20 protein-coding genes are annotated in these 23,650 nt (G+C 73.2%); 14 read left to right on the top strand and 6 right to left on the bottom strand.

Annotation, left to right across the window (positions count from 1 at the left end; translation table 11 throughout):
• Positions 1–20 precede the first annotated feature (20 nt).
• The 9 genes from QFW77_RS15800 to QFW77_RS15760 all read left to right on the top strand — a co-directional run bounded on the left by QFW77_RS15800 (position 21) and on the right by QFW77_RS15760 (position 10,761).
• Positions 21–1,355 carry a TldD/PmbA family protein gene (locus QFW77_RS15800; protein ID WP_280575755.1) on the top strand — a complete coding sequence of 445 codons (1,335 nt, stop codon included), beginning with the start codon at positions 21–23 and terminating at the stop codon, positions 1,353–1,355.
• Positions 1,356–1,436: 81 nt separating this feature from the next.
• Positions 1,437–2,135 carry a DUF4159 domain-containing protein gene (locus QFW77_RS15795; protein ID WP_280575754.1) on the top strand — a complete coding sequence of 233 codons (699 nt, stop codon included), beginning with the start codon at positions 1,437–1,439 and terminating at the stop codon, positions 2,133–2,135.
• Between the two features lie 130 nt (positions 2,136–2,265).
• The gene (locus QFW77_RS15790; RefSeq protein ID WP_280575753.1) at positions 2,266–3,264 is read left to right on the top strand and encodes an AAA family ATPase; all 999 of its coding nucleotides are present in this window, start codon (positions 2,266–2,268) and stop codon (positions 3,262–3,264) included.
• Positions 3,265–3,275: 11 nt separating this feature from the next.
• Positions 3,276–4,169: a DUF58 domain-containing protein gene (locus QFW77_RS15785; RefSeq protein ID WP_280575752.1), complete on the top strand. Its 894-nt coding sequence runs from the start codon at positions 3,276–3,278 to the stop codon at positions 4,167–4,169.
• Entirely contained in the window at positions 4,166–5,338 is a 1,173-nt protein-coding gene (locus QFW77_RS15780) for a BatA domain-containing protein (RefSeq protein WP_280575751.1), read from the top strand. The genes QFW77_RS15785 and QFW77_RS15780 overlap by 4 nt, the downstream gene beginning before the upstream one ends.
• The gene (locus tag QFW77_RS15775) at positions 5,335–7,668 is read left to right on the top strand and encodes a hypothetical protein (protein WP_280575750.1); all 2,334 of its coding nucleotides are present in this window, start codon (positions 5,335–5,337) and stop codon (positions 7,666–7,668) included. The genes QFW77_RS15780 and QFW77_RS15775 overlap by 4 nt, the downstream gene beginning before the upstream one ends.
• Positions 7,665–9,518, top strand: a complete 1,854-nt coding sequence (locus QFW77_RS15770; RefSeq protein WP_280575749.1) for a carboxypeptidase regulatory-like domain-containing protein — start codon at positions 7,665–7,667, stop codon at positions 9,516–9,518. The genes QFW77_RS15775 and QFW77_RS15770 overlap by 4 nt, the downstream gene beginning before the upstream one ends.
• Positions 9,519–9,547: 29 nt before the next feature.
• On the top strand, positions 9,548–9,898 hold the full coding sequence (locus QFW77_RS15765) for a GFA family protein (protein ID WP_280575748.1): 351 nt from the start codon (positions 9,548–9,550) through the stop codon (positions 9,896–9,898).
• The gene (locus QFW77_RS15760) at positions 9,895–10,761 is read left to right on the top strand and encodes a DUF4349 domain-containing protein (protein ID WP_280575747.1); all 867 of its coding nucleotides are present in this window, start codon (positions 9,895–9,897) and stop codon (positions 10,759–10,761) included. The genes QFW77_RS15765 and QFW77_RS15760 overlap by 4 nt, the downstream gene beginning before the upstream one ends.
• Positions 10,762–10,773: 12 nt before the next feature.
• On the opposite strand, the gene QFW77_RS15755 is transcribed toward QFW77_RS15760, so the two are convergent.
• Together QFW77_RS15755 and QFW77_RS15750 are read right to left on the bottom strand one after the other, a co-directional pair.
• Positions 10,774–11,067, bottom strand: coding sequence for a hypothetical protein (locus QFW77_RS15755; protein WP_280575746.1), 294 nt, complete (start codon positions 11,065–11,067; stop codon positions 10,774–10,776).
• 436 nt (positions 11,068–11,503) lie between these two features.
• A complete protein-coding gene (locus QFW77_RS15750) occupies positions 11,504–12,406 on the bottom strand; it encodes a peptidylprolyl isomerase (RefSeq protein ID WP_280575745.1) in 903 nt (300 codons plus the stop codon).
• Positions 12,407–12,691: 285 nt separating this feature from the next.
• On the opposite strand from QFW77_RS15750, the gene QFW77_RS15745 reads away from it, so the two are divergent.
• Complete coding sequence (locus tag QFW77_RS15745) at positions 12,692–13,069, top strand: PadR family transcriptional regulator (RefSeq protein ID WP_280575744.1); 378 nt, start codon at positions 12,692–12,694, stop codon at positions 13,067–13,069.
• Positions 13,066–14,004 (top strand): sensor domain-containing protein, encoded by a 939-nt coding sequence (locus QFW77_RS15740; protein ID WP_280575743.1) that lies wholly within the window; start codon positions 13,066–13,068, stop codon positions 14,002–14,004. Before QFW77_RS15745 ends, QFW77_RS15740 begins: the two co-directional genes overlap by 4 nt.
• A gap of 36 nt (positions 14,005–14,040) precedes the next feature.
• Here the strand turns inward: QFW77_RS15740 and QFW77_RS15735 are convergent, their stop codons facing one another.
• Together QFW77_RS15735 and QFW77_RS15730 are read right to left on the bottom strand one after the other, a co-directional pair.
• A complete protein-coding gene (locus QFW77_RS15735; RefSeq protein WP_280575742.1) occupies positions 14,041–15,381 on the bottom strand; it encodes a polyhydroxyalkanoate depolymerase in 1,341 nt (446 codons plus the stop codon).
• Positions 15,382–15,434: 53 nt separating this feature from the next.
• A complete protein-coding gene (locus QFW77_RS15730; protein WP_280575741.1) occupies positions 15,435–16,025 on the bottom strand; it encodes a class I SAM-dependent methyltransferase in 591 nt (196 codons plus the stop codon).
• Between the two features lie 88 nt (positions 16,026–16,113).
• On the opposite strand from QFW77_RS15730, the gene QFW77_RS15725 reads away from it, so the two are divergent.
• Positions 16,114–16,536 carry a CopD family protein gene (locus QFW77_RS15725; RefSeq protein ID WP_280575740.1) on the top strand — a complete coding sequence of 141 codons (423 nt, stop codon included), beginning with the start codon at positions 16,114–16,116 and terminating at the stop codon, positions 16,534–16,536.
• 161 nt (positions 16,537–16,697) lie between these two features.
• Here QFW77_RS15725 and QFW77_RS15720 read toward each other — a convergent pair whose 3' ends face one another.
• Positions 16,698–17,483 carry a 3-hydroxybutyrate dehydrogenase gene (locus tag QFW77_RS15720; protein WP_280575739.1) on the bottom strand — a complete coding sequence of 262 codons (786 nt, stop codon included), beginning with the start codon at positions 17,481–17,483 and terminating at the stop codon, positions 16,698–16,700.
• A 194-nt stretch (positions 17,484–17,677) separates the two neighbouring features.
• Positions 17,678–19,351, bottom strand: coding sequence for an alkaline phosphatase (locus QFW77_RS15715; protein WP_280575738.1), 1,674 nt, complete (start codon positions 19,349–19,351; stop codon positions 17,678–17,680).
• Between the two features lie 142 nt (positions 19,352–19,493).
• On the opposite strand from QFW77_RS15715, the gene QFW77_RS15710 reads away from it, so the two are divergent.
• Positions 19,494–20,771 (top strand): dicarboxylate/amino acid:cation symporter, encoded by a 1,278-nt coding sequence (locus tag QFW77_RS15710; RefSeq protein WP_280575737.1) that lies wholly within the window; start codon positions 19,494–19,496, stop codon positions 20,769–20,771.
• Positions 20,772–20,890: 119 nt separating this feature from the next.
• A complete protein-coding gene (locus QFW77_RS15705) occupies positions 20,891–23,644 on the top strand; it encodes a protein kinase domain-containing protein (RefSeq protein WP_280575736.1) in 2,754 nt (917 codons plus the stop codon).
• The last annotated feature ends 6 nt before the right edge of the window (positions 23,645–23,650 follow it).

Raw genomic sequence — 23,650 nt, 5'->3', positions numbered from 1 at the left:
GCCCAGGAGATTCCAAGCACATGACCATCTTCACCGAAGAGCAAGCCAAGGCCATCCTCGACAAGGTCATCGCCCTGTCGACCGCCGACGAATGCACCGCGACGCTGGCGGGCTCGATCGACGGCAATATCCGTTTCGCGCTCAACAATGTCTCCACCAGCGGCCTGGTCACCAACGCCGAGCTCGGCGTGCAGGTGGCGTTCGGCCGGCGCGTCGGCACCGCCACGGTCAACGAGTTCGACGACGCCGCGCTCGAGCGCGTGGTGCGCCGCGCCGAGGACCTGGCGCGGCTGGCGCCGGAGAACCCGGAGTTCATGCCGGCGATCGGCAAGCAGGAGTACCGCCCCAGTCCCACCTTCAGCGAGTCCACCGCGGGCATCACCCCGGAGTTCCGCGCCCAGGTGGCGGCCGACTCGATCGCCCCGTGCCGCGAGGAAAACCTGGTGGCCGCCGGGTTCCTCGACGACGGCCAGGGCTTCCAGGCGTTCGCCAACAGCAACGGCAACTTCGGCTACCAGAAGACCACCAACTTCAACTACACCTGCACCGTGCGCACCGAGGACGGCCGCGGCTCGGGCTGGGTCGGGCGCAACCTGAAGGACGCCAGCGATTTCCAGGCCTCGCGCGACATCCGCGTGGCCATGCGCAAGGCCAGCGAATCGGCCGAGGCCCGCGCGCTGGAGCCGGGCAAGTACACGGTCATCCTGGAACCGGCCGCGGCCGCGGGCCTGGTCTCGTTCATGATGCGGTTCTTCGACGCCCGTACCGCCGACGAGGGCCGCAGCTTCCTGTCGAAGAAGGGCGGCGGCAACAAGCTCGGCGAGCAGGTCTACGATCCGCGGGTCAACATCGTCTCCGACCCGTGGCACGCCGACGCACCGGTCCTGCCCTGGGACGGCGAGGGCCTGCCGCGCGAGCGCATGGCCATCATCGAGGACGGCAAGGTGGCGGCGCTCGACTATTCGCGCTTCTGGGCCAAGGAACAGGGCAAGCGCGCTGTCGGCCGGCCCGGCAACCTGCTGATGGCGGGCGGCGACAAGTCCACCGCGGAGCTGATCGCCGGCACCGACCGCGGCATCCTGGTGACCCGCACCTGGTACATCCGCATGGTCGATCCGCAGACGGTGCTGCTGACCGGGCTGACCCGCGACGGCACCTTCTACATCGAGAACGGCGAGCTCAAGTACCCGGTGAAGAACTTCCGCTTCAACGAGTCGCCGGTGATCATGCTCAACAACATCGACGAGCTCGGCCGCCCGGTGCGGGTCGCCGGCGACGAGTCCAGCTTCGTGATGATGCTGCCGCCGATGAAGCTGCGCGATTTCACCTTCACCTCGCTGTCGGACGCGGTGTAGCGATGCGCCGCGCGGCTCAGTGCCGGTCCTAGGCTCCCGCCGTCTTCCGCGGGTCGCGGGAAGCGGCGGGACGGGGCACCCATGACGCGCGGCCAATTCCTGCGGCTGGCGCTGGGTGGGGCCGCCTTCGCCGCGCTGCCCGCGCCGCTGCGCGCCGCCGCCGCGTACGACTTCTGGTTCACCCGGCTGCGCTACGACTCCGGAGACTGGGACGTCGACGCGCGCATGCCCTCCAACGTCATCACCGCGCTGATCGACTACACCAACCTGCGCGTGGATCCGGAGGAGCGGGTGGTGGACCTGGCCGACCCGGCGATGCTGCAGGCGCCGTTCTGCTATCTGGCCGGGCACAAGCTGGTCGAGTTCAACCCGGCCGAGCGCCGCAACTTCGAGCGCTACGTGCGCAGCGGCGGCTTCGTCTTCGCCGACGACTGCAACCACGATATCGACGGTCTGTTCGCCAAGTCGTTCGCGGCGCAGATGGCGGCGATCTTCGGCCCGCGGGCGCTGCGCAGGCTGCCCAACGACCACGCCCTGTACCGCAGCTTCTTCCGTTTTCCGGACGGCCCGCCGGCGACCAGCTACGAGCTCAACGGCTGGGGCGACGACCTGATCCACGACTACCTGCAGGGCATCGAGACCGACCGGCGCCTGGGCGTGCTCTACAGCAACAAGGACTACGGCTGCGAATGGGACTACGACTGGCGCAACAAGCGCTTCCTGGCCGAGGACAACACCAAGTTCGCCGTCAACATCGTCATGTACGCCCTGACCTCGTGACCCGGCATTGCGCGCCGGCGACCCCGGTGCCGGCCGTGGGAGCGACCGAAGTGGCGGCACTGCCGCCTCACGCGCCCGTCGGCGATCTCTCGCCCGGGGCGGGAAACGCACCACTCAGCCCGGACCCCGCATGACCGACATCGTTTCCGAAACCGACGTTCAGACCCATCTCGCCCGCCTCGGCGATCTGCGCGAGGCGATCGCGCAGGCCGTGGTCGGCCAGGCCGACGTGGTCGAGCAATTGCTGATCGGCCTGTTCGCCGGAGGCCACTGCCTGCTCGAGGGGGTGCCCGGCCTGGGCAAGACGCTGCTGGTGCGCACCCTCGGGCAGGCGCTGGCGCTGGACTTCCATCGCGTGCAGTTCACCCCGGACCTGATGCCGAGCGACATCCTCGGCACCGAACTGCTGGAGGAGGACCACGGCACCGGTCATCGCCATTTCCGCTTCCAGCAGGGGCCGGTGTTCACCAACCTGCTGCTGGCCGACGAGCTCAACCGCACCCCGCCCAAGACCCAGGCGGCGCTGCTGGAGGCGATGCAGGAGCGGACCGTCAGCTATGCCGGGGTCACCCACGCCCTGCCGTCGCCGTTCTTCGTGCTGGCCACGCAGAACCCGATCGAGCAGGCCGGCACCTATCCGCTGCCCGAGGCGCAGCTGGACCGGTTCCTGCTGCAGATCCGGGTCGCCTATCCCGACGAAGCCGAAGAGCGCGCGATCCTGGCGCAGACCACCGGCGCGGCGGCCGCGCAGGTGCCGCAGGTGATGCGCGGCGAGGAGGTGCTGGCGCTGCAGGCGCTGGTGCGCGAGGTGCACGTCGGCGAGGAGCTGCTGACCTGGATCACCCGGCTGGTGCGCGCCAGCCGCCCCGGCGAGGGCGCGACGGAGGCGGTGCGCGGTTTCGTGCGCTGGGGCGCGGGCCCGCGCGCCGGCCAGTCGCTGGTGCTGGCGGCCAAGGCGCGCGCGCTGCTGCGCGGGCGCCTCGCCGCCACCCGCGAGGACGTGCAGGCGCTGGCCGCGCCGGTGATGCGCCACCGCCTGCTGCTGTCGTTCGCCGCCGAGGCGGAGCAGGTCGACGCCGACGCGGTGATCGCCGGGCTGCTGCGCGACGTGCCGTTCCCCGACGCCTGAGCGGCGACCGCGTGTACGACCCGATCCCGCCCGAGGTCCGCCCGCGGCTGCGCGCGCTGCGGATCCGGCCGCGGCGCGCGGCCGGCGGGCGGGGCATCGGCGCGCACCACAGCCGCAGCCGCGGCGCGGGGCTGGAGTTCGCCCAGTACCGCGCCTACGACCCGGGCGACGAGCCGCGCCAGATCGACTGGAAGCTGTACGCGCGCAGCGACCGGTTCTTCGTGCGCGAGGCCGAACGCGAGAGCCCGTTGACGGTGTGGGTGCTGGTGGATGCCAGCGCGTCGATGGGCCAGGCCGACGCCGGCCGTCCCGAATGGACGCGGCTCGACGCCGCCAGGGCGCTGGCCGCCTGCATCGCCGAGGTGGCGATGGCCCAGGGCGACGCCTGCGGGCTGGTGGCGTTGCGCGCGGCCGGCCCGCAGCTGGTCCCGCCGGGCACCGGTCCGCGCCAGCGCGACCGGCTGCTGCTGGCGCTGCGGAGCGTGACCGCGGACGGCGGATTTCCCGACCCCGAGCGCCTGGCGCCGGTCTGGGAGCGGGTGGCGCCCGACGATATGGTGGTGCTGCTGTCCGACTGCTTCGACGGGGACTGCGTGGCGCTGGCCGAGCGCCTGGCCGCGGCGCGGCGCGAGGTGCTGGCGGTGCAGGTGCTGACCGCGGAGGAGCGCGACTTCCCGTTCCGCGAGGGCCGCCGCTTCATCGATCCGGAGACCGGCGAGGAGCTGCTGGGGGACGGTGCCGCGCTGCGCGACGAGTTCCTGCAGCGCTTCGGCGCGGCGCAGCGCGCGTTGCAAGCGCGCTTCGACGCCGCCGGGATCCGTCACGCGGGGTACGTGCTCGATCGGCCGCTCGACGAACCGCTGCGGCGCTTGTTCGGCGCGCGCCGGGAACCGGGGGGCGCATGAGCTTCGGGTTGCTGCTGCCCGCGGCACTGTCCGCCCTGGCGGCGCTGCTGCTGCCGCTGGCGATCCACCTGGCGCGCCGCAGCGAGCAGCGGCCGACGGTATTCGCGGCGCTGCGCTGGCTGCGCCAGCGGCCGAAGCCGCGGCATCGCGTGCGATTCGACGAATGGCCGCTGCTGCTGTTGCGCTTGCTGCTGCTGGCGATGCTGGCGCTATGGCTGGCGCGTCCGGTGCTGTACGGCGCGCCGGCGGCGACGCGCTGGATCGTCGCCGCCCCCGGCGTCGAGCCGGCGGCGCTGGCCGGGGCGGTCGCCGCGGATGGCGGCGACGAGATCTCCCGGCGCTGGCTGGCGCCGGGGTTTCCGCCGCTGGCGGAGCCCGAGCCGCGCGGGTCCGTGGCGCTGTCCAGCCTGCTGCGCCAGCTCGACGCCGAACTGCCCGCCGAGGCCGCGCTCACCGTGCTCGTGCCCGAGCGCCTGTCCGGCGTCGATGCCGAACGGCCGCGGCTTTCGCGCGCGGTGGACTGGCGGGTGCTGCCGGGCACGATGCCGGCGCCGGCGGTGGCGCCGCGGCGGCCACCGGTGCTGGTGGTGCGCCATGCGGCGGAGCGCGCTCCCGCGCTGCGCTACCTGCGCGCGGCCGCGCAGGCGTGGCACGGCGATGACGGCGCGCAGCCGCGGCTGGCTGCCGGCGCTGCGGACGCCGCGCTGCCGGCGGCCGGCCAGGTGCTGGTGTGGCTGGTGCCCGGCCCGCTCCCCGAGCGGGTGCGGCGCTGGATCGAGGCCGGCGGCACCGCGCTGCTCGATGCCGCGGCGACGATCGAGGATGCGCCGCGCCTGCAGCCGCTCTGGCGCGACGATCTCGGCATGCCGCTGGCGGAGGGCGCTGCCTCCGGACGCGGGCGGCTGTTGCGGCTGACCCGGCCGCTGCGGCCGGCGGCGATGCCGCAATTGCTGGAACCGGAGTTCCCGCACCGCCTGCGCGCAGTGCTGGAGCCGCCCCCGCCGCCGCCTGCGCGCGCCCTCGCCGCCGAGCACGCGCCGCTCGGCGGGGCCGCGGCATGGCCGCAACCGCCGCGCGAGCTGCGGCCCTGGTGGGCGCTGCTGGTGGCGTTGCTGGTGCTGGCCGAACGCTGGCTGGCGACCTCGCGCCGCCGCGGGGGCGCGCCGTGAACGCGGCCGACCGGCGCCTTTCCGAAGCGCTGCGCGCCGCTCGCTGGCGCAGCGCGCTCGACGTCGCGCTGTGCGCGCTGCCGCTGGCCGGCCTGGCCGCGGCCGTCGGCTGGCGCGCGGGCGGCGGCCCGGCTGCCGCGATCGCGACCACGCTGGCGCTGCTGGCGACCGGCGCGGTGCTGGTCTGGCGCCTGCGGCGCGAGGACCTGCCGCGGTTGCTGCGCCGGCTGGATGCGCGACAGCGCCAGTTCGAGGACAGCGCCGGGCTGCTGCTGGCCGGCGAACCGTCGCTCGGGCCGCTGCAGCGGCTGCAGCGCGAGCGTCTGCGCCAGCGCCTGGGCGAGGCGCCCGCACCGGACCTGCGGCTGCCCTGGTCGCGACGCCGCAACCTCCTGGCCTGGCTGCTGGCGCTGCCGCTGGCGGCGGGCGTGCTGCTGTGGCCGGTGCCGGAGCGCGAGCGCGCGGCCGTGCGGGAGACCGCGGCGGCGGGCGGCGCCGGCGCCGCGGCGCCGCGGTTGGTCGCGCATACCTTGCGCATCGAGCCGCCCGCCTACACCGCGCTGCCCGCGCGCCAAGTCGACGGCCTGGAAGCGAAGGCGCCGACGGGTTCCCGGCTGCGCTGGGCGCTGCGCTTCTCGCCGCGGCCGGCGGCGGCCGCGCTTGTCTTCCACGACGGCGCGCGCCTGGAGCTGGCGCGCGACGGCGACACCTGGCGGGCCAGCCACGTGCTCGAGCGCGCGACCCTGTACCGGGTGGTGGCGGAGGGCGCGCCGGCGCGCCCGCCGCCGCCGCTGCAGCGGCTGGACGCCATCGTGGACCGGGCGCCGCGGGTCCGGGTGCTGGCCCCGGAGCGCACCCTGACCCAGATGCAGCCCGGCCAGCGCAGCTGGGCGCTGGCGTTCCAGGCAAGCGACGACTACGGGGTGGCGACCGAGGCGCGGCTGCGCGTCACCCTGGCCCGCGGCACCGGCGAGAACATCAGCTTCGAGGAGCGCGGCCGCACCCTGCGTGGCGCCGGCGAGCGGACCGAGCGGCGCTTCGAGGCGCGCCTGGACCTGGCGGAGCTGGCGCTGGCGCCGGGCGAGGACCTGGTGGTGCAGCTCGAGGTGCGCGACAACCGCGCGCCGCGACCGCAGTCCGCGCGCAGCCCCAGCCTGATCCTGCGCCGGCCGGCCGAGCCGGTGGCCGACGTTGCGGGCCTCGAGGGGCTGGCGCGCAAGGTGCTGCCGGCGTACTTCCGCAGCCAGCGCCAGATCATCATCGATGCCGAGGCGCTGCTGGCGCAGCGGGCACGGCTGGACGGCGAGGCGTTCCTGGCGCGTTCGGACCGGATCGGCGTGGACCAGCGGCTGCTGCGGCTGCGCTACGGCCAGTTCCTGGGCGAGGAGTCCGAGGGCGGGCCGCGGCCGCTGCCGACCGCCGACGCCGACGACCATGCGCACGAGGATGCCGCGAGCACCGGGCCGGTTCTGCCGATCGACGACTTCGGCCAGGAGCCGCGGGCCGGGGAAAGCGATGGCGATGCCGGCCATGGCGAGGATGGCCACGATCACGCCGATGGCGGGGAGATCCACCAGGGGGTCGAGGAAGCGGCCGGTTCGTCCGCGGCCGCGGGGCCCGGCGATGACCACGATCATGCCGGCGCGGGCGCGGAGCCCGGCGGCATGGTCTTCGGCCGCGCGCAGGACGTGCTCGCCGAGTTCGGCCATACCCACGATATTCCGGAGGCGGCCACGCTGCTCGATCCGCAGACCCGCGAAACGCTACGCGGCGCGCTGCGCGAGATGTGGCAGTCCGAACTGCACCTGCGCCAGGGCGCTCCGGCCGAGGCGCTGCCGTACGCGTACCGGGCGCTGGAGCTGATCAAGCAGGTGCAGCAGGCCGATCGCATCTACCTGGCCCGGGTCGGGCCGGAACTCCCGCCGATCGACCCGTCGCGCCGCCTCGGCGGCGAGCGCGAGGGCATTGCCCGCCGCGCGCTGCCGGCCGCCGCCGCCGAGCGCGACGCCGACGTGCCGGCGCGCCTGTGGCGGGCGCTTGGCGAAGATGCCGACGCGGCTGCCGAAACGGCCGACCTCGCCGCGTTGGAGGCCTGGCTGCGCGACAACGAACCCAGCCTCGAGGATCCGCTGGCACTGGTGGCGGCGATCGACGCGCTCCGCAACGCGCCGGGCTGCGACGACTGCCGCCGTGCGCTGCGCGCGCTGCTGTGGACGGCGCTGGCGCCGCCGCCGGCCGCGGTACCGCGGCGCGAGGCCGGCGACGCGCAGGCGCGGCGCTACCTCGACGCGCTCGGCCCGGGCGCGCTCGACCGGGAGCGGGCACGATGAACCTGCAGGCGCTCGTTCCCGGGATCCTGGCGCTGGCGGTGGTGCTGGCATGCGCGCGGCTGCTGCTGCGGCAGTGGCGCGCGGCGCCGGCGGCGCGCGCGCGCGCCTGGCGGCTGGCGCTGCTGCTGGCGCTGCAGCCGGTGGCGGCGTGGCTGCTGTATCGCACCCTGCTGCCGCCGGAACTGCCGACCCGCGCCGGCACCATGACTGTCCTCACCGCCGGCGCCACCCGCGCCCAGCTCGATTCCGCGCCACGCGGCGAGGTGCTGGTGGCGCTGCCGGAGGCTCCGCAGCTCGCGGACGCGAGCCGCGTGCCGGACCTGGGCACCGCGCTGCGCCTGCACCCCGGCACCGCGCGCCTGCAGGTGGTCGGTGCGGGGTTGCCGGCACGCGACCGGCAAGCGGTGGGCACGCTGGCGCTGACGTTCGAGCCGCCGCCTGCCAGGCCCGGGGTGGCGGAGCTGTGGGCCCCGGCGCGGATCGCGCCCGGCGCGAGTTTCCGCATCGCCGGGCGCGTCGACGGTGCCGCCGGCGGTGCGGTGGAACTGCTGGATCCGGCCGGGCGCCGCATCGGCCTGGCCCGGCCGGAGGAGTACGGCCGGTTCGTGGTTTCCGGCACGGCGCGAGCGGCCGGCACCGCGCCTTTCGCATTGCGCGTGCGCGATGCGGACCGCGCCACGCTCGAAGAATTCGCGGTGCCGTTGTGGGTGGAGCCGCAATCTCCGCCGCGGGTGCTGATGCTGGCCGGCGCACCGAATCCGGAGTTCAAGTTCCTGCGGCGCTGGACCGCCGATGCCGGCCTGCCCGCGCACGTGCGCATCGAGGTCGGCGGCGGCGTGGCGCTGGGCGACGCGCCGCTGGCGCTGGACCCGGCGCAGCTGCGCGAGTTCGACCTGGTGGTGCTGGACGAGCGCGCCTGGGCCGGGCTCGGCCAGGCGCGGCGCGCCCGGCTCGCCGAGGCGGTGCGCGAGGGGCTGGGGTTGCTGCTGCGGGTCACCGGGCCGCTGCAGGAGTCGACGCGCCGGCAGCTGGGGACGCTGGGTTTCGAGCCCTCTGCCGGCGCCACCACGGCCGAGCTCGCCCTGGCAGGCGCGAACGCGGGCGGCGCCGATGAACGGCCGGATCCCGGCGCCGCCGAGGACGCGCCGGTGCCGGCGGGCGAAGCCGTGCCGACCCTGCTGCGCCGCGACCTCGATTTCGGCGCCGCCGACGCGGCGCAGGCCGGACCGGCCAGCGCGGACTGGCTGCGCTGGCGCGCGTACGGCCGCGGCCGGGTCGCACTCGCCACCCTGGTCGACAGCTGGCGCCTGGTGCTGGCGGGGCAGGAGGCGCTGCACGCCGCGCTGTGGAGCGAGGCGTTCGCCGTGGTGGCGCGACCCGACGCCGCGGCCGCGCCGCGGGTCGGGCCGCATCCGCGCGCGGGCGAACGTGTCGCGATATGCGGCGTCGCCGACGGCGCGCAGGTGCTGGCGCCGGACGGCGAAGAGGCGACACTGCTTCCGGATTCCGCTGCCGGAACCGACCGTTGCGCCGGCTACTGGCCGCGCGCCTCCGGCTGGCACCTGGTGCGACAGGGCGAGCGGACCTGGCCGTTCCACGTGCTGGCGGCGGAGGCGGCGCCGGGGCTGGCCGCGGCGGCGCTGCGCGAGGGCACCCTGGCGCTGGTGGGCGGCGGCATGCGCCCGGCCGGTGCGGCGGTGACCGGGCAGCCGCGGCGCGGCCGCTCCTGGCCGTGGCTGCTGGGCTGGCTGGGCGCGGTCGCGCTGCTGTGGTGGCTGGAACGCGTCCCTGCGGGCCGCCGGCATGCAGCGCCGGGTACATCCACGCCGGCGCGCGCCGCGCTAGGCTAGACGCCGACAACTGCCGGGAGAAACCAGCCATGAACCTCAGCGGAAGCTGCCACTGCGGGCGCGTCGCGTTCGATCTGGACGCCGAGATCGCCGAGGTCTACGACTGCAACTGCTCGATGTGCCGCCGGCGCGGCGGCCTGCTCGCGTTCGTTCCGCGCGAGGCGTTGACCCTGCGCACGCCTGAGGAGGCGGCCGGCACCTACCGGTTCAACAAGCACCACATCGCGCACCGCTTCTGCCCGGACTGCGGGATCGCGCCGTACAGCGAGGCTGCGGACCCGCGCACCGGCGCACCGACCGCCGCGGTCAACGTTCGCTGCCTGGAAGGCGTCGATCTGGCGGCGCTGAAGGTGGTGCAGATCGACGGCGCCAGCCTGTGACGCCCGCGGCGCGCGTCGCGGCGCTGTTCGCCGCGCTGCTGCTGCCGGCCGCGCTGGCCGGTTGCGGCGATGGTGCGCCGGAGCGGCGCCTGTCCTACGCGGCGCCCGCGGCGGCCAAGCTGGACGACGCGGTACGCGCAGCCGAGGATGGCGATGCCGACGCCGCGGCCGGGTCGATGCTGGCCTACGAGCACAGCGCCGGGGTGCGGCTGCCGGCCGCGGCGATCGCGCCGCGGCAGCGCGCGGTGCAGGATGCCTGCCGCGCGCGCAAGTTCGGCGAATGCGTGGTGCTGGCCATGCACCAGCAGGGCGGCGACTACCCGTCGGCCAGCATCACCGTGCGGATCGTGCCCGAAGGCGTGGAGCCGATGATCGCGCTCGCGGGCGAGGGCGCCGAGCTCGGCGAGCGCAGCACCCGCGCCGAGGACCTGGCGGTGGTGGTGCGCGACAACGCCCTGGCCCGGGACCGGCTGCAGCGGGAGCTGCGCCGGCTGGAGGAATTCCAGCAGCGGCCCGACCTGGCGGTGGCCGACATGATCGCGCTGTCCGAGCGCATGGCCGCGACCCAGGCGCAGTTGGAGGCCGCCGAACGCGAGGCCGCGCAGCACCGCAGGCGGATCGACACGCAACTGCTCAGCCTGGATTTCCGCCCGCCCGACGGGCAGGCCGGCCGCAGCGAGATCGGCCAGGCGCTACGCGACTTCGGCGCCACGCTGTCGATGGGCACCGCCTGGACCATCCGGGCGCTGGCGTTCCTGATCCCGCTCGCGGCGCTGCTGGTCGTGGTGGTGCTGGCCGTCCGCCGGTGGCGGCGGCGCGGTGCGCGCCGGATGCACCAGGCTTCCGGGGCGCATCACGGGTAGCGTCGCCCCGCCTCAGCCCTCGTCTTCCTCGAACTCGACCATTGCGTCCAGATCGAAGGCCAGCGCCTCCACCGCTTCGCGCACCTTGCGCGCGGTGGACGGGTTGGGCGCGTCGATCTCGATCTCGTGGGTGTTCGGTCCGCTGGTGTCGCTCAGCCCGGCGGAGCTGGAGTCGTCGTCGTCCAGGTGGGGCATCAGGTCGTCGACCTCCTCGACGTGCTCGATGCCGTCGAGACTCTGCAGCAGGTTCATGACGCCACGGACGGCGTCGTCTTCGCCGGTGATGCGGATGCGGAGCAGGGCCATTGCCGGTCCTCGTTCGGGGATGCCGCAGGCTAGGCAGCCGGCGGCTAAGCCTGCGTGATGGCGGCGGTACCGTCGACTTTTCTGGTGCGAGCGCAGCGCATCATCGTTGCCGTTGGAGCGCCAGGATATTCGCGGCTCCGCGACATGCATGCGTCGACGTGCCCGATTCGTAGGGCGTGTTCGCGGGCCGGCCGGCGCGGCACCCCCGGTGCGGGACACGCCGTGAATCCGTCCTTGGAGGCTCATCGACGCCATCCATGGCGTCGATGGTCCCGCACCGGCGCGCCGCACCGGCCCAGGGTGTCGCGCGGGCGCTTCGGACCGGGCTGGCGAAGCCTGGGCTGGGGATCGCGTCTCGAATGCGGTCGCGGTCCGCGGAGCGGTCGCCTCATCGGTCGAAACGGTAGCGCGCGGCACTCGCCAGCCGGAGGCCGGATCAGCCCCGCTGGGCCTCGACGGTGTCGTCCTCGGGACCGCCGCTGCCGCTTGCCCGATCGCCCGCGTCTTCGGGAGCGGGCGGGTGGTCCGCTTCCCGCACCGGTAGCGGCACGTTGCACAGGTCGATGTGGCCGGCCGGACGCTTGTACCACTCGTCGCCACGGTTGCGGCGCGATTCCACCAGTTCGTCGAACAGCGCGGTGTCGGTGCGCAGCACCTGCAGCGGGATCCGCTCGGCGGCCGGCAGTTCCGCCGCCAGCCGCACCGAGCGGATGGGGGTGCGCCGCGCGGGGTCCTCGTAGAACCCGAGCGGTCCGCTGCCGCGCGGCAGCGCGCTCAGCAGTTCCATGCCCTGCAGCACCCGGCCGACCAGGGTGATGTTGCGATCGAGCTGGCGGGGCGACTGGCCGATCACCGCGTACAGCTCGGTGCCGTTGCTGGAGTCGGCCGCCATGTCCCGCCCGGCGCCGACCATGCCGTAGCAGTGGGCCAGCCAGGCTTCGCCGGTGGCGGGGTCTCGCGCCGCCGGGAAACCGCCGACGAAGCCGACTTCGGCCGCCCAGCCATCGGCGTCGGCGAGGGGATGGAAGGCGAGCTCCCCGCCGCCGCGAGCGAATTCCGCCGGCAGTTGCGCGCGCGCGCCGCCGATGGGCTTGCGGGCGTCCTGCGCCTCGGTCGGGTCGCCCCACTGCACCACGAAGTTGTCGTGGGAGCGGTAGATGCTCAGCCCGTCCCAGTAGCCCTCGCGCGCCAGGGTGCGCAGGTTGTCCGCGTGCTCCGGCGCGAAGCCGGGCGCCAGTTCGATCACCACCCGGCCCGCATCGAGCTTCATGTAGAGCAGGTCCTCGGGGGCGGGAGTGCGCCAGTGCTCGGGCCCGGACGCCTCCAGCAGTTCGTCCATGGACCGGGCCGGCGCCGCCGCGGTCGGTGCGGGCCCGGCTGGCGCGGGTTCGGTGCCGCCCTCGCCCGGGCCGGGTGCGCCGCCGCTGCAGGCGGCGAGCACCAGGACGAGGAGCGGAAGGCAACTTGCGCGGGCGGGGCTTGGGCGCATGGCGGGAACCGATGGCGGGGAAGCCGCGATTCTCGCCCGGCCGCGCGCCTCTGGCCAATCGGGCGGATGACGTCCGGCACATCCACTATGTCGAAGTCAGCAGTAGCATCGACTCAGACCTAGTGGAGGTGGGCGATGCCGGACGCCGCGATCCAGCCCGAACCGCAGCTGCGCAAGTTCCAGAAGGAGCTCAGCGCGGGCACGGTGTCGCTGGTGCTGCTGGCGGTGCTGGCGGCGGCGCCCGAGCCGATGTACGGCTACCAGATCGCCAAGCGCCTCGAGCGCCTCGGCGACGGGGTGCTGGCGGGCAAGCAGAGCGCGCTGTACCCGGTGCTGCGCAATCTCGGCGCCGCCGGGTTGCTCGACAGCCACGTCGAGCCGTCCGTGGCGGGGCCGCCGCGCCGCTACTACCGCATCACCGCCGCCGGCCGCGACGCGCTGGCGCAGTGGAGCGCCGCGTGGTCTGCGACCCGCGATTCAGTCGATAACGTCCTGAGGGGAGTCCAGCCATGAACACCAGACCCACGCCGAGCACGATTCCCCAGTACCTGGAACAGCTGCGGCGCTCGCTGGCCGGCGCCGACCCGGCGCTGGTCCAGGACGCGCTGTACGACGCCGAGGAATACCTGCGCTCGGAACTGGCCGAGCACCCCGGCCGCTCAGAGGCCGAGGTGATCGCCGCGGTGGCGTCGAGCTACGGCGCCCCCGAGGAGGTCGCCGACATCTACCGCGACACCGAGACCAAGGTGCAGACCGCGCTGCGACCGCCGCCGCAGCCGCGGCGCAAGTCGCTGGCCGGGCGCTTCTTCGGCGTGGCCGCCGATCCGCGCGCCTACGCGGGGTTGTTCTACATGGTGCTGGCGCTGGCCACCGGCATCTTCTACTTCACCTGGGTGGTCACCGGGCTGTCGCTGTCGGCGGGGCTGGCGATCCTGATCATCGGCATCCCCTTCGTGATCCTGTTCTTCGGCTCGGTGCGGGTGCTGTCGCTGGTGGAAGGACGCATCGTCGAGGTGATGCTGGGCGAGCGGATGCCCAGGCGCCCGCTGTACAGCGCCCGCGGGCGCAGCCTGATGCAGCGCATCGGCGACATGTTCACCGACCCGCGCAGCTGGACCACGCTGCTCTACATGCTGCTGATGCTGCCGCTGGGCATCGCGTACTTCACCGTGGCGGTGACGCTGCTCGCGACCGCGGCCGCGTTGGTCGCGGCGCCGGTGCTGGCGGCGCTGGGCATCGCCGACACCGGCATCGCCATGCAGGGCTGGCAGCTGCTGTACATCGACGCGGACACCATCGGCACCGGGGCGCCGGCTTGGGCGCTGCCGTTGCTGTTCGTCGCCGGCGTGCTGCTGCTGTTCGCGACCCTGCACCTGGCGCGCGGCATCGGCCGGCTGCACGGGCTGCTGGCTAAGCACCTGCTGGTGAAGACGGCCCAGCACGGCTAGGGCCGGTCGCTCTCCCCGGGCGGCCGGCCTCGGCGCTCAGCGGCGGGGCTTGCCCGCCGCCGGCCTGCGCCGTTTCCGCGGCGCTCCGCTGGCCGGCTTTGCCGCGTAGCGGGCGATGAAGTCGCGGACCTGGGGGTACACCAGGGTGCGCCAGCGGCGCCCGCTGAAGATGCCGTAGTGCCCGGCGCCCTCGACGGTGAGATGGGCCTGGTCGGCGGCGGCTACGCCGGTGCACAGCTTGTGCGCGGCGCGGGTCTGGCCCTGGCCGGAAATGTCGTCCAGTTCGCCCTCGACGGTCAGGATGGCGGTACCGGTGATCGCTTCCAGCCGCACCCGCTCGCCGGCCACGTCCCACAGGCCGCGCGGCAGCAGGAACTCCTGGAACACCACGCGGATCGTGTCCAGGTAGTACTCGGCCGGCATGTCGAGCACGGCGTTGTATTCGTCGTAGAAGCGGCGGTGCGACTCGGCGTCCTCCATGTCCCCCTTCACCAGGTCCTGGTAGAAATCCCAATGCGACTGGAAATGCCGCTCGGGATTCATCGACATGAAACCGGTGTGCTGGAGAAAGCCGGGGTAGACCCGGCGGCCGCTGCCGGGGTAGTTGGCGGGCACCTGGTGGATCACGTTGTGCTCGAACCACCACAGCGGTTTCTGGGTGGCCAGGTTGTTGACCGCGGTCGGCGACTCGCGCGTGTCGATCGGTCCGCCCATCAGTACCAGCGAACGCGGTGTCGGCTCGCCGCGCGCGGCCATCAGCGCCACCGCCGCCAGCACCGGCACGGTGGGCTGGCAGACGCTGATGACGTGCAGGTCCTCGGCCCCGATCGTGCGGATGAACTCCTCGACGTAGGCGACATAGTCGTCCAGCGAGAAATCGCCCCGCTCACTGGGCACCATTCGCGCGTCGACCCAGTCGGTGATGTAGACCTTGTGGTCGCGCAGCAAGGTGCGCACCGTGTCGCGCAGCAGGGTGGCGTGGTGCCCGGACAGCGGCGCCACCACCAGCACCGGCTGCTGGCCCTTCAGTTCGGTGATGCTCTCGGCGTCGTCGGTATAGCGCTTGAAGCGCAACAGCCGGCAGAACGGCTTGTCCAGCACCAGCTTCTCGACCACGGGATAGGCGTTGCCTTCGATCTCCACCGAATGGATGTCGAAGGCGGGCTTCTCGTAGTCCTTGCCGATGCGATAGAGCAGTTCGTTGGCCGCCGACACCCGCTCGGCGCCGGGCAGGGCGGACAGCCAGCTGCCCGCGGCGGAGAACGCCTTGGCGTTGGCCTCGGCCCAGTAGGTCAGCGGCGCCATCCAGGAGCGGCCGGCTTCATGGAGCTGGTAGAGAAACATCGCTGGTCCGGAGCTGTTGTTGCAACGCAGCATAGCCGATCCGCGGGGGCCCCGGGTGAACCGGGCCAGTGCCGCGGATCCCGGCGCTACGTCGTTTCGAGCGCGGTCGCGCCGCCCGCCAGGGCCGGGGACAGCCAGCAGTGCGAGCCGACCTGGCGAAAGCCGGCGGCCTCGATGCGGCGCCGGTAGAACGCCGCGGGGCGCCTGAAGAAGCCATCGTCGTCGCCCTCGGCGTGGTCCTCGCGGCCGAAGGTCTCCAGGAACGCCACGCCGCCGCACAGCTCGGCCAGTCCGGGCAGGCCGCGGTCGAGCTCGCGCGCCGGCAGGTAGTGCAGCACGTCGCTGCAGACCAGGAGGTCGGCCGGGGGACAGGGGCGCAGCCGCTCGAAGTCGGCGAAGCGCGCCAGGCGCAGGTTGCGCCGCGCGCCATGGCGGGCGACCGCGTAGTCGCTGGCGTCGAAGCCCAGATAGCGCGCGTTCGGCCGCAGCCGCAGCAGCGGCGCGCGCCAGGCGCCCTCGCCGCAGCCGATGTCGAGCACGGTCCGCAGCGGACGTTCCAGGTGGTATTCCGCATTGGCCACCGCCAGCGCGACCTTGCGCGCGAGGCGCTGGCGTCCGCCGATGCCGCCGCCGCGGTACCAGCGGTCGAAGTAGTCGCGATCGTAGCGTTTGGTCATCGGGGCAGGATAGTGGTGATTGGGGAGGCGGGAAGCGTGCGGCGCGGGCGGCGGGTGTGCGATCCTGGGTGCTGCCGAGGAGGTATCGATGCAGCCGTATTTCTGGGTCAAGACCGCGCACCTGGTGTTCATGGTGGCGTGGATGGCGAGCGTGTTCTACCTGCCGCGCATCCTGGTCAACCTCGCCGAGGCCGGCGACGAGCCGGCGGTGCGTGCGCGGCTGGTGCTGATGGGGCGGCGCCTGTACCGCTTCGGCCACATCATGTTCGGCCTGACCCTCGGGTTCGGCCTGGCGCTGTGGTTCCACTTCGGCATCGCCGGCGGCTGGCTGCATGCCAAGCTGGCGCTGGTGGCGCTGGTGTTCGCCCACTCGATCCTGGCGGGGCGCTGGCTGAAGGGCGTCGATCTCGGCCGCCCGCTGCCCTCGTCGAAGGCGCTGCGCTGGTTCAACGAGCCGCCGGTGCTGCTGCTGGTCGCGATCGTGTACCTGGCGCTCGCCAAGCCGTTCTGAACGGCCGCTTCGCCGGAGCGGCTCTCGCAGGAGCGGCCCATGGCGGCGAAGGCCGCGGGAGGCTCTGGCCGGGTCGGCGGTGATTCCCGGCATCGCCGACCAAGCCGGTCTTCGCGTGCATGGCACGCTCCTGCGGTGAACGACCGAAGTCGACCTAAGCGCTACTGCATGAACCAGCCGTGGCTGACCACCAGGCTCTGGCCGGTCAGGGCGTTGGTCTCGAACGCGGCCAGGGCGAGGGCGACGTTGGCGACGTCGTCGACGGTGGTGAACTCGCCGTCCACCGTGTCCTTGAGCATGATGTTGCGCACCACCTCCTCCTCGCTGATCCCGAATTCCTTCGCCTGTTCCGGGATCTGCTTGTCGACCAGCGGGGTGCGCACGAATCCCGGGCAGATCACGTTGGCCCGCACCCCATGGCGCGCGCCTTCCTTGGCCACCGTGCGCGCCAGCCCGAGCAGGCCGTGCTTGGCGGTCACGTACGGCGCCTTGAGCGGCGACGCCAGGTGCGAGTGCACCGAACCCATGTAGATGATCGCGCCGCCCGACCCGCGCCGCTCCATGTCGCGCAGGCACTCGCGGGTGGTCAGGAACGCGCCGTCGAGGTGGATCGCCAGCATCCTGCGCCAGTCCGCCAGGCTGAAGTCCACCAGCCGGTTGACGATCTGGATGCCGGCGTTGGACACCAGCACGTCGATCCGGCCGTAGTGCGCGACCACCGCGGCGATGCCGTCCACCACCTGCGCCTCGTCGGCGACGTCCATCGCCACCGCCAGCGCGTCGCCGCCGTCGTCGCGGATCTGCCGCGCCGCGGCCTCGGCCGCCTCCAGCTGGAGGTCGGCGATGGCGACGCGGCCGCCGGCCCGCGCGTAGACCTCGGCGATGCGCCTGCCGATGCCGCTGGCTGCGCCGGTGACCACGCAGACCTTGCCGTCGAGTCGGTTCATGGTACTTCTGCTCCATCGTTGGCCGGATCGCAGCGGGCAGCATAGCCGCTGGTAGCGCGCCGGTCCGTCGTACCAAGGTGCATGACCGGCGGGTCGGCCGGCTGCGAGCCGTCGAGGGCAGCGGTGCGCGTCGGCGCCCGGGACGAGCGCCGCGCCCGGCCCCGATGCGTCGCGGACAACCCGCGCCGGTCGTCTCAGCGCGCCTGCCTGAACTGTTGCGGCCGGGGCAGATCCACCGGCACGCCGTCGGCGTTGCACAGGCCGGCCTCGCACAGCCGCTGGCGCAGTTTCGGCGTGGCCTGGACCATGAAGTGGAACACCACGTGCTGCTCCACGTTGCCGCGCACCGCGGCGGCGCCCGGGCCGCGTGCCCAGATGCCGACATCGTCGCCGCCGTGGGTCTCGTCGACCAGCGGCAGCACCGACTCCTGCAGGTAGTCCGGACCGCCGGTGTCGACCGCGGCGAGATCCGGCCGTCCATGCGCGGCCTGGTAGGAGTCCGCCTTGTGGAGGAAACGCTTGCTGCCGCCGGGCTGGCTGTTGCTGGCGCCGGTGTAGCCCGGCCCGTTGGCGTAGCCCAGGGTGGTGTAGGGCAGGCCCGTCAGGTCGCGTGCCCAGGTGTCGCCGTCGGCATCGTCGAGGCTGCCGCGCACCTTGCCGAGGATCGGGTTGCCGCGTGCGGGATAGCCGGCGAAGGTCAGGGTGTGGGCGTGGTCGGCGGTGACCAGGATCAGGGTGTCTTCCGTGGAGGTCAGCTCCGCCGCGGCATCGACCGCCTCGGCCAGGGCGATGGTGTCGGTGAGCGCGCGGTGGGCGTTGCCGAAGTGGTGGGCATGGTCGATGCGGCCCCCCTCGACCAGCAGCACGAAGCCATCCTCGCCGCCCGCCGCGCGCAGGCGGCCGATCGCCTCCCGGGTCAGCTCCGCAAGCGACGGTTCGCCGGGGTCGCCGGGGCGATCGTGCTCGAAGTGCAGGTGGTCGTACTCGAACAGGCCCAGCACCGGGCTGCTGCCCGCCGCCGCGGCGAGCTGTTCGCGGTTCCATACGAACGCGCCGCCGGGATGGCGCGCCTGCCATTCGGCCAGGAGGTCGCGACCGTCGCGGCGCACGCCGTTCCGCCCCGGGTGTTCGGGGTCGGCCCGATCCACCGGCAGGAAATGCTTGCGGCCGCCGCCGAACACCACGTCGGGTCCGCGGCCGAAGCGCGGCTCGAGCAGCTGGCTGGCGATGTCGGTGCACCCCGCCGCGCGGGCCGCGGCCGGCAGCTTCGCGTCGCTCTCCCAGTCGCGCTCGGGCGAGCGCGCGTAGGTCGCCGCGGGGGTGGCGTGGGTGATCCGGGTGGTGGTGACGATGCCGGTCGCCATGCCGGCACTGCCGGCCAGCTCCAGGATCGAGAGCAGGGCGTTGTCGTCGATCGCGCTGCAGTCGCCGCGCGGCCGTGCCTGGCCGAGGCCGATCACGCCGGCGCGGGTCTTCACGCCGCTGGCCATCGCGGTCATGGTGCCTGCCGAATCCGGCGTCTGCAGATTGGTGTTGTAGGTGCGCGCCAGCGCGGTGTGGGGGAAGTCCTCCCAGCCCAGCCGGTACTCCTCGCCGGCGCCGCCGGCGCGCTGGCCGGCGAGGATGCGGGCAGCGGCCACCGTGGTCAGGCTCATCCCGTCGCCGACGAACAGGATCACGTTGCGGGCGCGGCCGGCCATCGCCCCACGCTCGGCGGCAGCGGCGGCGCCGCTGCGGAACCACCACTGCGCGGTCTCGCCGCCCGGCCTGGCGATGGCCGGCACTTCGATCGCGGCAGGGGGCGCCGCCGGGCCCGGGGCCGCGGGCGCGACGGCGCAGCCGCACAGAATGACCGGGAGGCAGAACATGGCGAAGCGCATACGGACGGCACCGCGGACGAAAGCGCGCATTATGCCGGCGCGTGTGCGCCGCAGTGTTGCACCGGCATGACTGCCGGACCGGCGGGACTCGGGTATCGTTCCGGGTTCGAGCCCGCCGGACCCTGACCCGATGCTGACATGGTGGTTCCGCATTCCGTTCTGGAAGCGCGTCGCTGGCGGGTTCGTGCTCGGCGCGCTGGCCGGCTGGCTGATGGGGCCGGCCGCCGAGATCTGGCTGCAGCCGCTCGGCACGCTGTACGTGAACCTGATCCGGATGATCGCGGTGCCGCTGGTGTTCTTCGCCGTGGTCAACGCGGTCTCCGCGCTGCACGGCCAGCGCTCGGTGGCGGCGTTGGGCGGGCGCACCTTCGGCTGGTTCGCGATCACCGCGGTGCTGGCGGTCGGCGTCGGTCTGGCGATGGCGTTCCTGTTCGACCCCGGGGTCGGCGTCGAGCTGGCGCCGCCCCCGGACTACGCGCCGCGCGTGGTGCCGACCCCGGTGCAGGTGTTGCTGGACGTGGTGCCGACCAACCCGTTCGCGGCGCTGGCCGAGGGCAAGATCCTGCAGGTGATCTTCTTCGCCGGGCTGCTGGGCTTCGCGCTGGTGAAGCTGGGCGAGCGCACCGCCGGCCTGCGCGGGCTGGTCGGGCAGGCCAGCGAGGCGATGATCCAGGTGACCCGGTTCGTGCTCGAGGTCACCCCGATCGGCACCTTCGGCCTGATCGCCGGGCTGGTCGGCGCCTACGGCTTCGGCAGGCTGCTGCCGCTGGGCAATTTCGTGGTCGCGCTGTACCTGGGCTGCGCGCTGCACATCGTGTTCGTCTACGGCGGCCTGCTGCTGGCGCACGGGCTCAGCCCGCTCAAGTTCTTCCGCGGCGCGGCCCCGGGGATGCAGGTGGCGTTCGTCAGTTCGTCGAGCTTCGCCGCGCTACCGGCGGCGCTGCGCAGCGTCACCCACAACCTGGGCGTTAACCGCGACTACGCCGCCTTCGCGGTGCCTTTGGGCGCGAGCATCAAGATGGACGGCTGCGGCGCGATCTATCCGTCGCTGGCGGCGGTGTTCGCCGCGCAGTACTACGGCATCGAACTCAGCTTCGCCCAGTACCTCGTGATCCTGTTGGCATCCGTGCTGGGCAGCTTCGGCACCGCCGGGGTGCCGGGCACTGCCGTGGTCATGGCCACCGTGGTGCTGAGCGCGGCCGGGCTGCCGCTGGAGGTGCTGGGCATCCTGCTGGCGATCGACCGCATCCTCGACATGATGCGCACCATGACCAACGTGACCGGGCAGATGCTGGTGCCGGTGCTGGTAGCCAAGGAGACCGGGCTGCTGGATCGTGAGGTGTACGACGCGGCATCGAGCAACGTCGGGATGGAAGGCCCGGAAGAGGAGTCCGCCGCACCGCGCTGAGCGCCGTCCTGGACGGCGGCCGAACCGGCCGCGGCGGCGGCTTCGGCCGCTCCCGGCGTCGGCGTCCCAGGCCGCGCCGTCGCGCGTAGACTCGGCGCAGGCGGGTCGGGGAGCGGGTCATGGACGCTGAGCGCTGGAAACGGGTGCGGGCGCTGTTCGATCGCCTGGTCGAGCTGCCGCGGGAGCAGTGGCAGCGGCGCCTGGCCGACACGTGCGCCGGCGACGCGGCGCTCGAGCAGGAAGTCCTGGCGCTGCTCGCGGCCGACGCCGGCATCCGGGCCGAGCCGCCACGCCTCGCCGCCGAAGGCATCGCCCTGCTCGCCGATCTGGTGTGGCGCGACGAAGCGGCGGAGCTGGAGCGCCTGGCCGGCACTCGGCTCGGCCCATTCCGGCTCCTGCACCCGATCGGCCATGGTGGCATGGGTGCGGTGTGGCTGGCCGAGCGGGCGGACGGCGAGTTCGCGCAGAAGGTCGCGATCAAGCTGATCCGTAGCGTTTGGGACGAAGCCGAAGCCGAAGCCCGCTTTCGCGCCGAACGACAGATCCTGGCGGGCCTGCAGCATCCGCGGATCGCCCATCTGATCGATGGCGGCGTGACCCCGGACGGGAAACCCTGGCTGGCGCTGGAATACGTCGACGGCATCGACCTGGGCCGCTATAGCGAGCGCCACCGGCTGGACCTGAAACAGCGCCTGCAGTTGTTCCTCTCCGTATGCGAAGCCGTGGCCCATGCGCATGCGCGCCTGGTCGTCCACCGCGACCTGAAGCCTTCCAACATCCTGGTGAGTGGCGATGGCTCGGTGAAGCTGCTCGATTTCGGCATCGCCAAACTGGTCGACGCGCAGTTTCCCCAGGCCAGTACGACGCGCGTGTTCACCCCGGAATACGCCGCGCCCGAGCAGGTCCGCGGCGAACCGGTGACCACGGCGGTCGACGTCTACGCGCTCGGCCTGCTGCTTTACGAGCTACTGACCGGTCGCCATCCCTACCGGCCCGAGAACGCCACGCCGGCCGCCTACGAGCGGGCCGTGCTCGAACAGGCGCCGACGCGGCCCAGCCATGCCGTCACCCGGGACGGCGCCGAGGGAGCCGCCGCGGCGCTGTCCGCGCAGCGCCGCCTGACGCCGCAGCGGCTGAAGCGCGAACTGCGCGGCGACCTCGACGCGATCATGCTCAAGGCGCTGCGCAAGGAGCCGGCGCAGCGCTACGGCTCGGTGCAGGACCTCGCCGCGGACCTGCGCGCCTGGCTGCAGCACCGCCCGGTGGCGGCCAGGCGCGGCGGTTGGCGCTACGGTGCGGCGCGCTTCCTGCGGCGGCATGCGTTGGCGATTGCCGCCGCGGCCACCGCGGTCTGTGGCCTCGCCATCGGACTGGGGCTTGCGCTCTGGCAGGCGCACGAGGCGCGGGTGCAGCGCGACGTCGCGCGCTACGAGATGCGCAAATCGGAGCAGACGCTGCGCTTCCTGACCGGCCTGTTCGACCTGGCCGACCCTCACCGCAACCTCGGCGCGAACGTCACCGCACGCGAGCTGCTGGCGCAAGGCAAGCGCCAGATCGACACCGAGCTGAAGGACGCGCCGGATGCGCGCGCGGCCCTGCTGGGCGCACTGGGCAACGCCTATCTCGGTCTCGGCCTGTTCGACGAGGCCGAACCGCTGCTGGCCGAGAACCTGCGGCTGCGCCGCGCCGGGGGCGAGCGCGACGCCCTGGTGCGGGCCTTGTTCGACTACGGACGCGCCCTGGCCGAAGCCGGACGCATGCGCGAGGACCTCGCCCTGATGCGCGAAGCCGCCGCGCTGCTGCCCGACGTCGCCGCGAACGCCGCGCTGCTGGCCGAAGTGGAGTATCGCCAGGCCACGCAGCTGTACAACCTGTCGGAGCACGCCGAATCCGAAGCGCTCTACCGCCGCGCCCTGTCGCGCGAAAGAAGCCTGTACGGCCACTACAAGCCGCAGACGGTCATCAATTTCGTCACCCTGCTGCGGGTGACCGAGCGCGCCAGGGAAGGGGAGCGTTTCACGAGAGCGGCCCTGGCGCTCGCCCGGGAGCGGCTGCCGGCCAACGATCCGGCCATCGCCTCGCTCCTGGCCAGTCTCGCTCAGGACCTGCAGGCCCAGGGACGCCATGCCGAAGCCGAACCGCTGTATCGGGAAGCGCTGGAACTCAAACGACAGGTGTTCGGCGAGGAACATCAGCAGACGCTGGTGACGTTGAATGGCCTGGGCACGGTGCTCGATGCCGCGGACAAGCCGGAGCAGGCGATCGAGGTCCTGACCCGGGTCGTCGCGCTCCGGCGCAAGCAGCTCGGGGATGGGCACAAGGACATCGCCTCCCCGCTGAACAATCTCGCCCGCGTGGAGACGAAGCTCGGGCGCTATCGTGAAGCGAGGGCGCATTACCAGGAGGCGCAGCGGCTCGTGTTCCGCCACTACGGCCGGGAGGACATGGTGGCGGGCATCGTCGCCGACGGGCTGGGCCGGGCGCAGCTCGGGCTCGGCGAGCTGGAGAAGGCGGAATCGGATCTGCGACGCGCCATCGCCATCTTCGAACGCGTTCATGGCGTGGAGTCGACGCGCCTGCCCGGTCCGTTGCTCGAACTCGCGCGCCTGCAGGTCGAACGCAATCGGCCGGAACCCGATTGCGCGAGTGCGCGTCGCGCGATCGCGATCCTGCGCAAGAAGGGCGACGGTCAGCACGCCTATGCCGAAATCGTGCTCGGAGGGTGCCTGCTGGCGACGGGGCAGGGACTCCAGGCGGCTCGCCTCATTCGCTCGGGCGACGCGGGGTTGCGCCACAGCGAGCCCAACAACCTGCATGCGCGTTCGGTAGCCGAGACCTATCTTGCGCGACTTACGGCCCACGAACGGCGGTAGTCCATG

Origin of the sequence: Luteimonas endophytica, assembly GCF_029887875.1 — a bacterium.
Classification (GTDB): domain Bacteria; phylum Pseudomonadota; class Gammaproteobacteria; order Xanthomonadales; family Xanthomonadaceae; genus Luteimonas; species Luteimonas endophytica.
The sequence above is the reverse complement of the archived record's forward strand: the minus strand, read 5'-3'. Positions and strand labels throughout refer to the sequence as shown.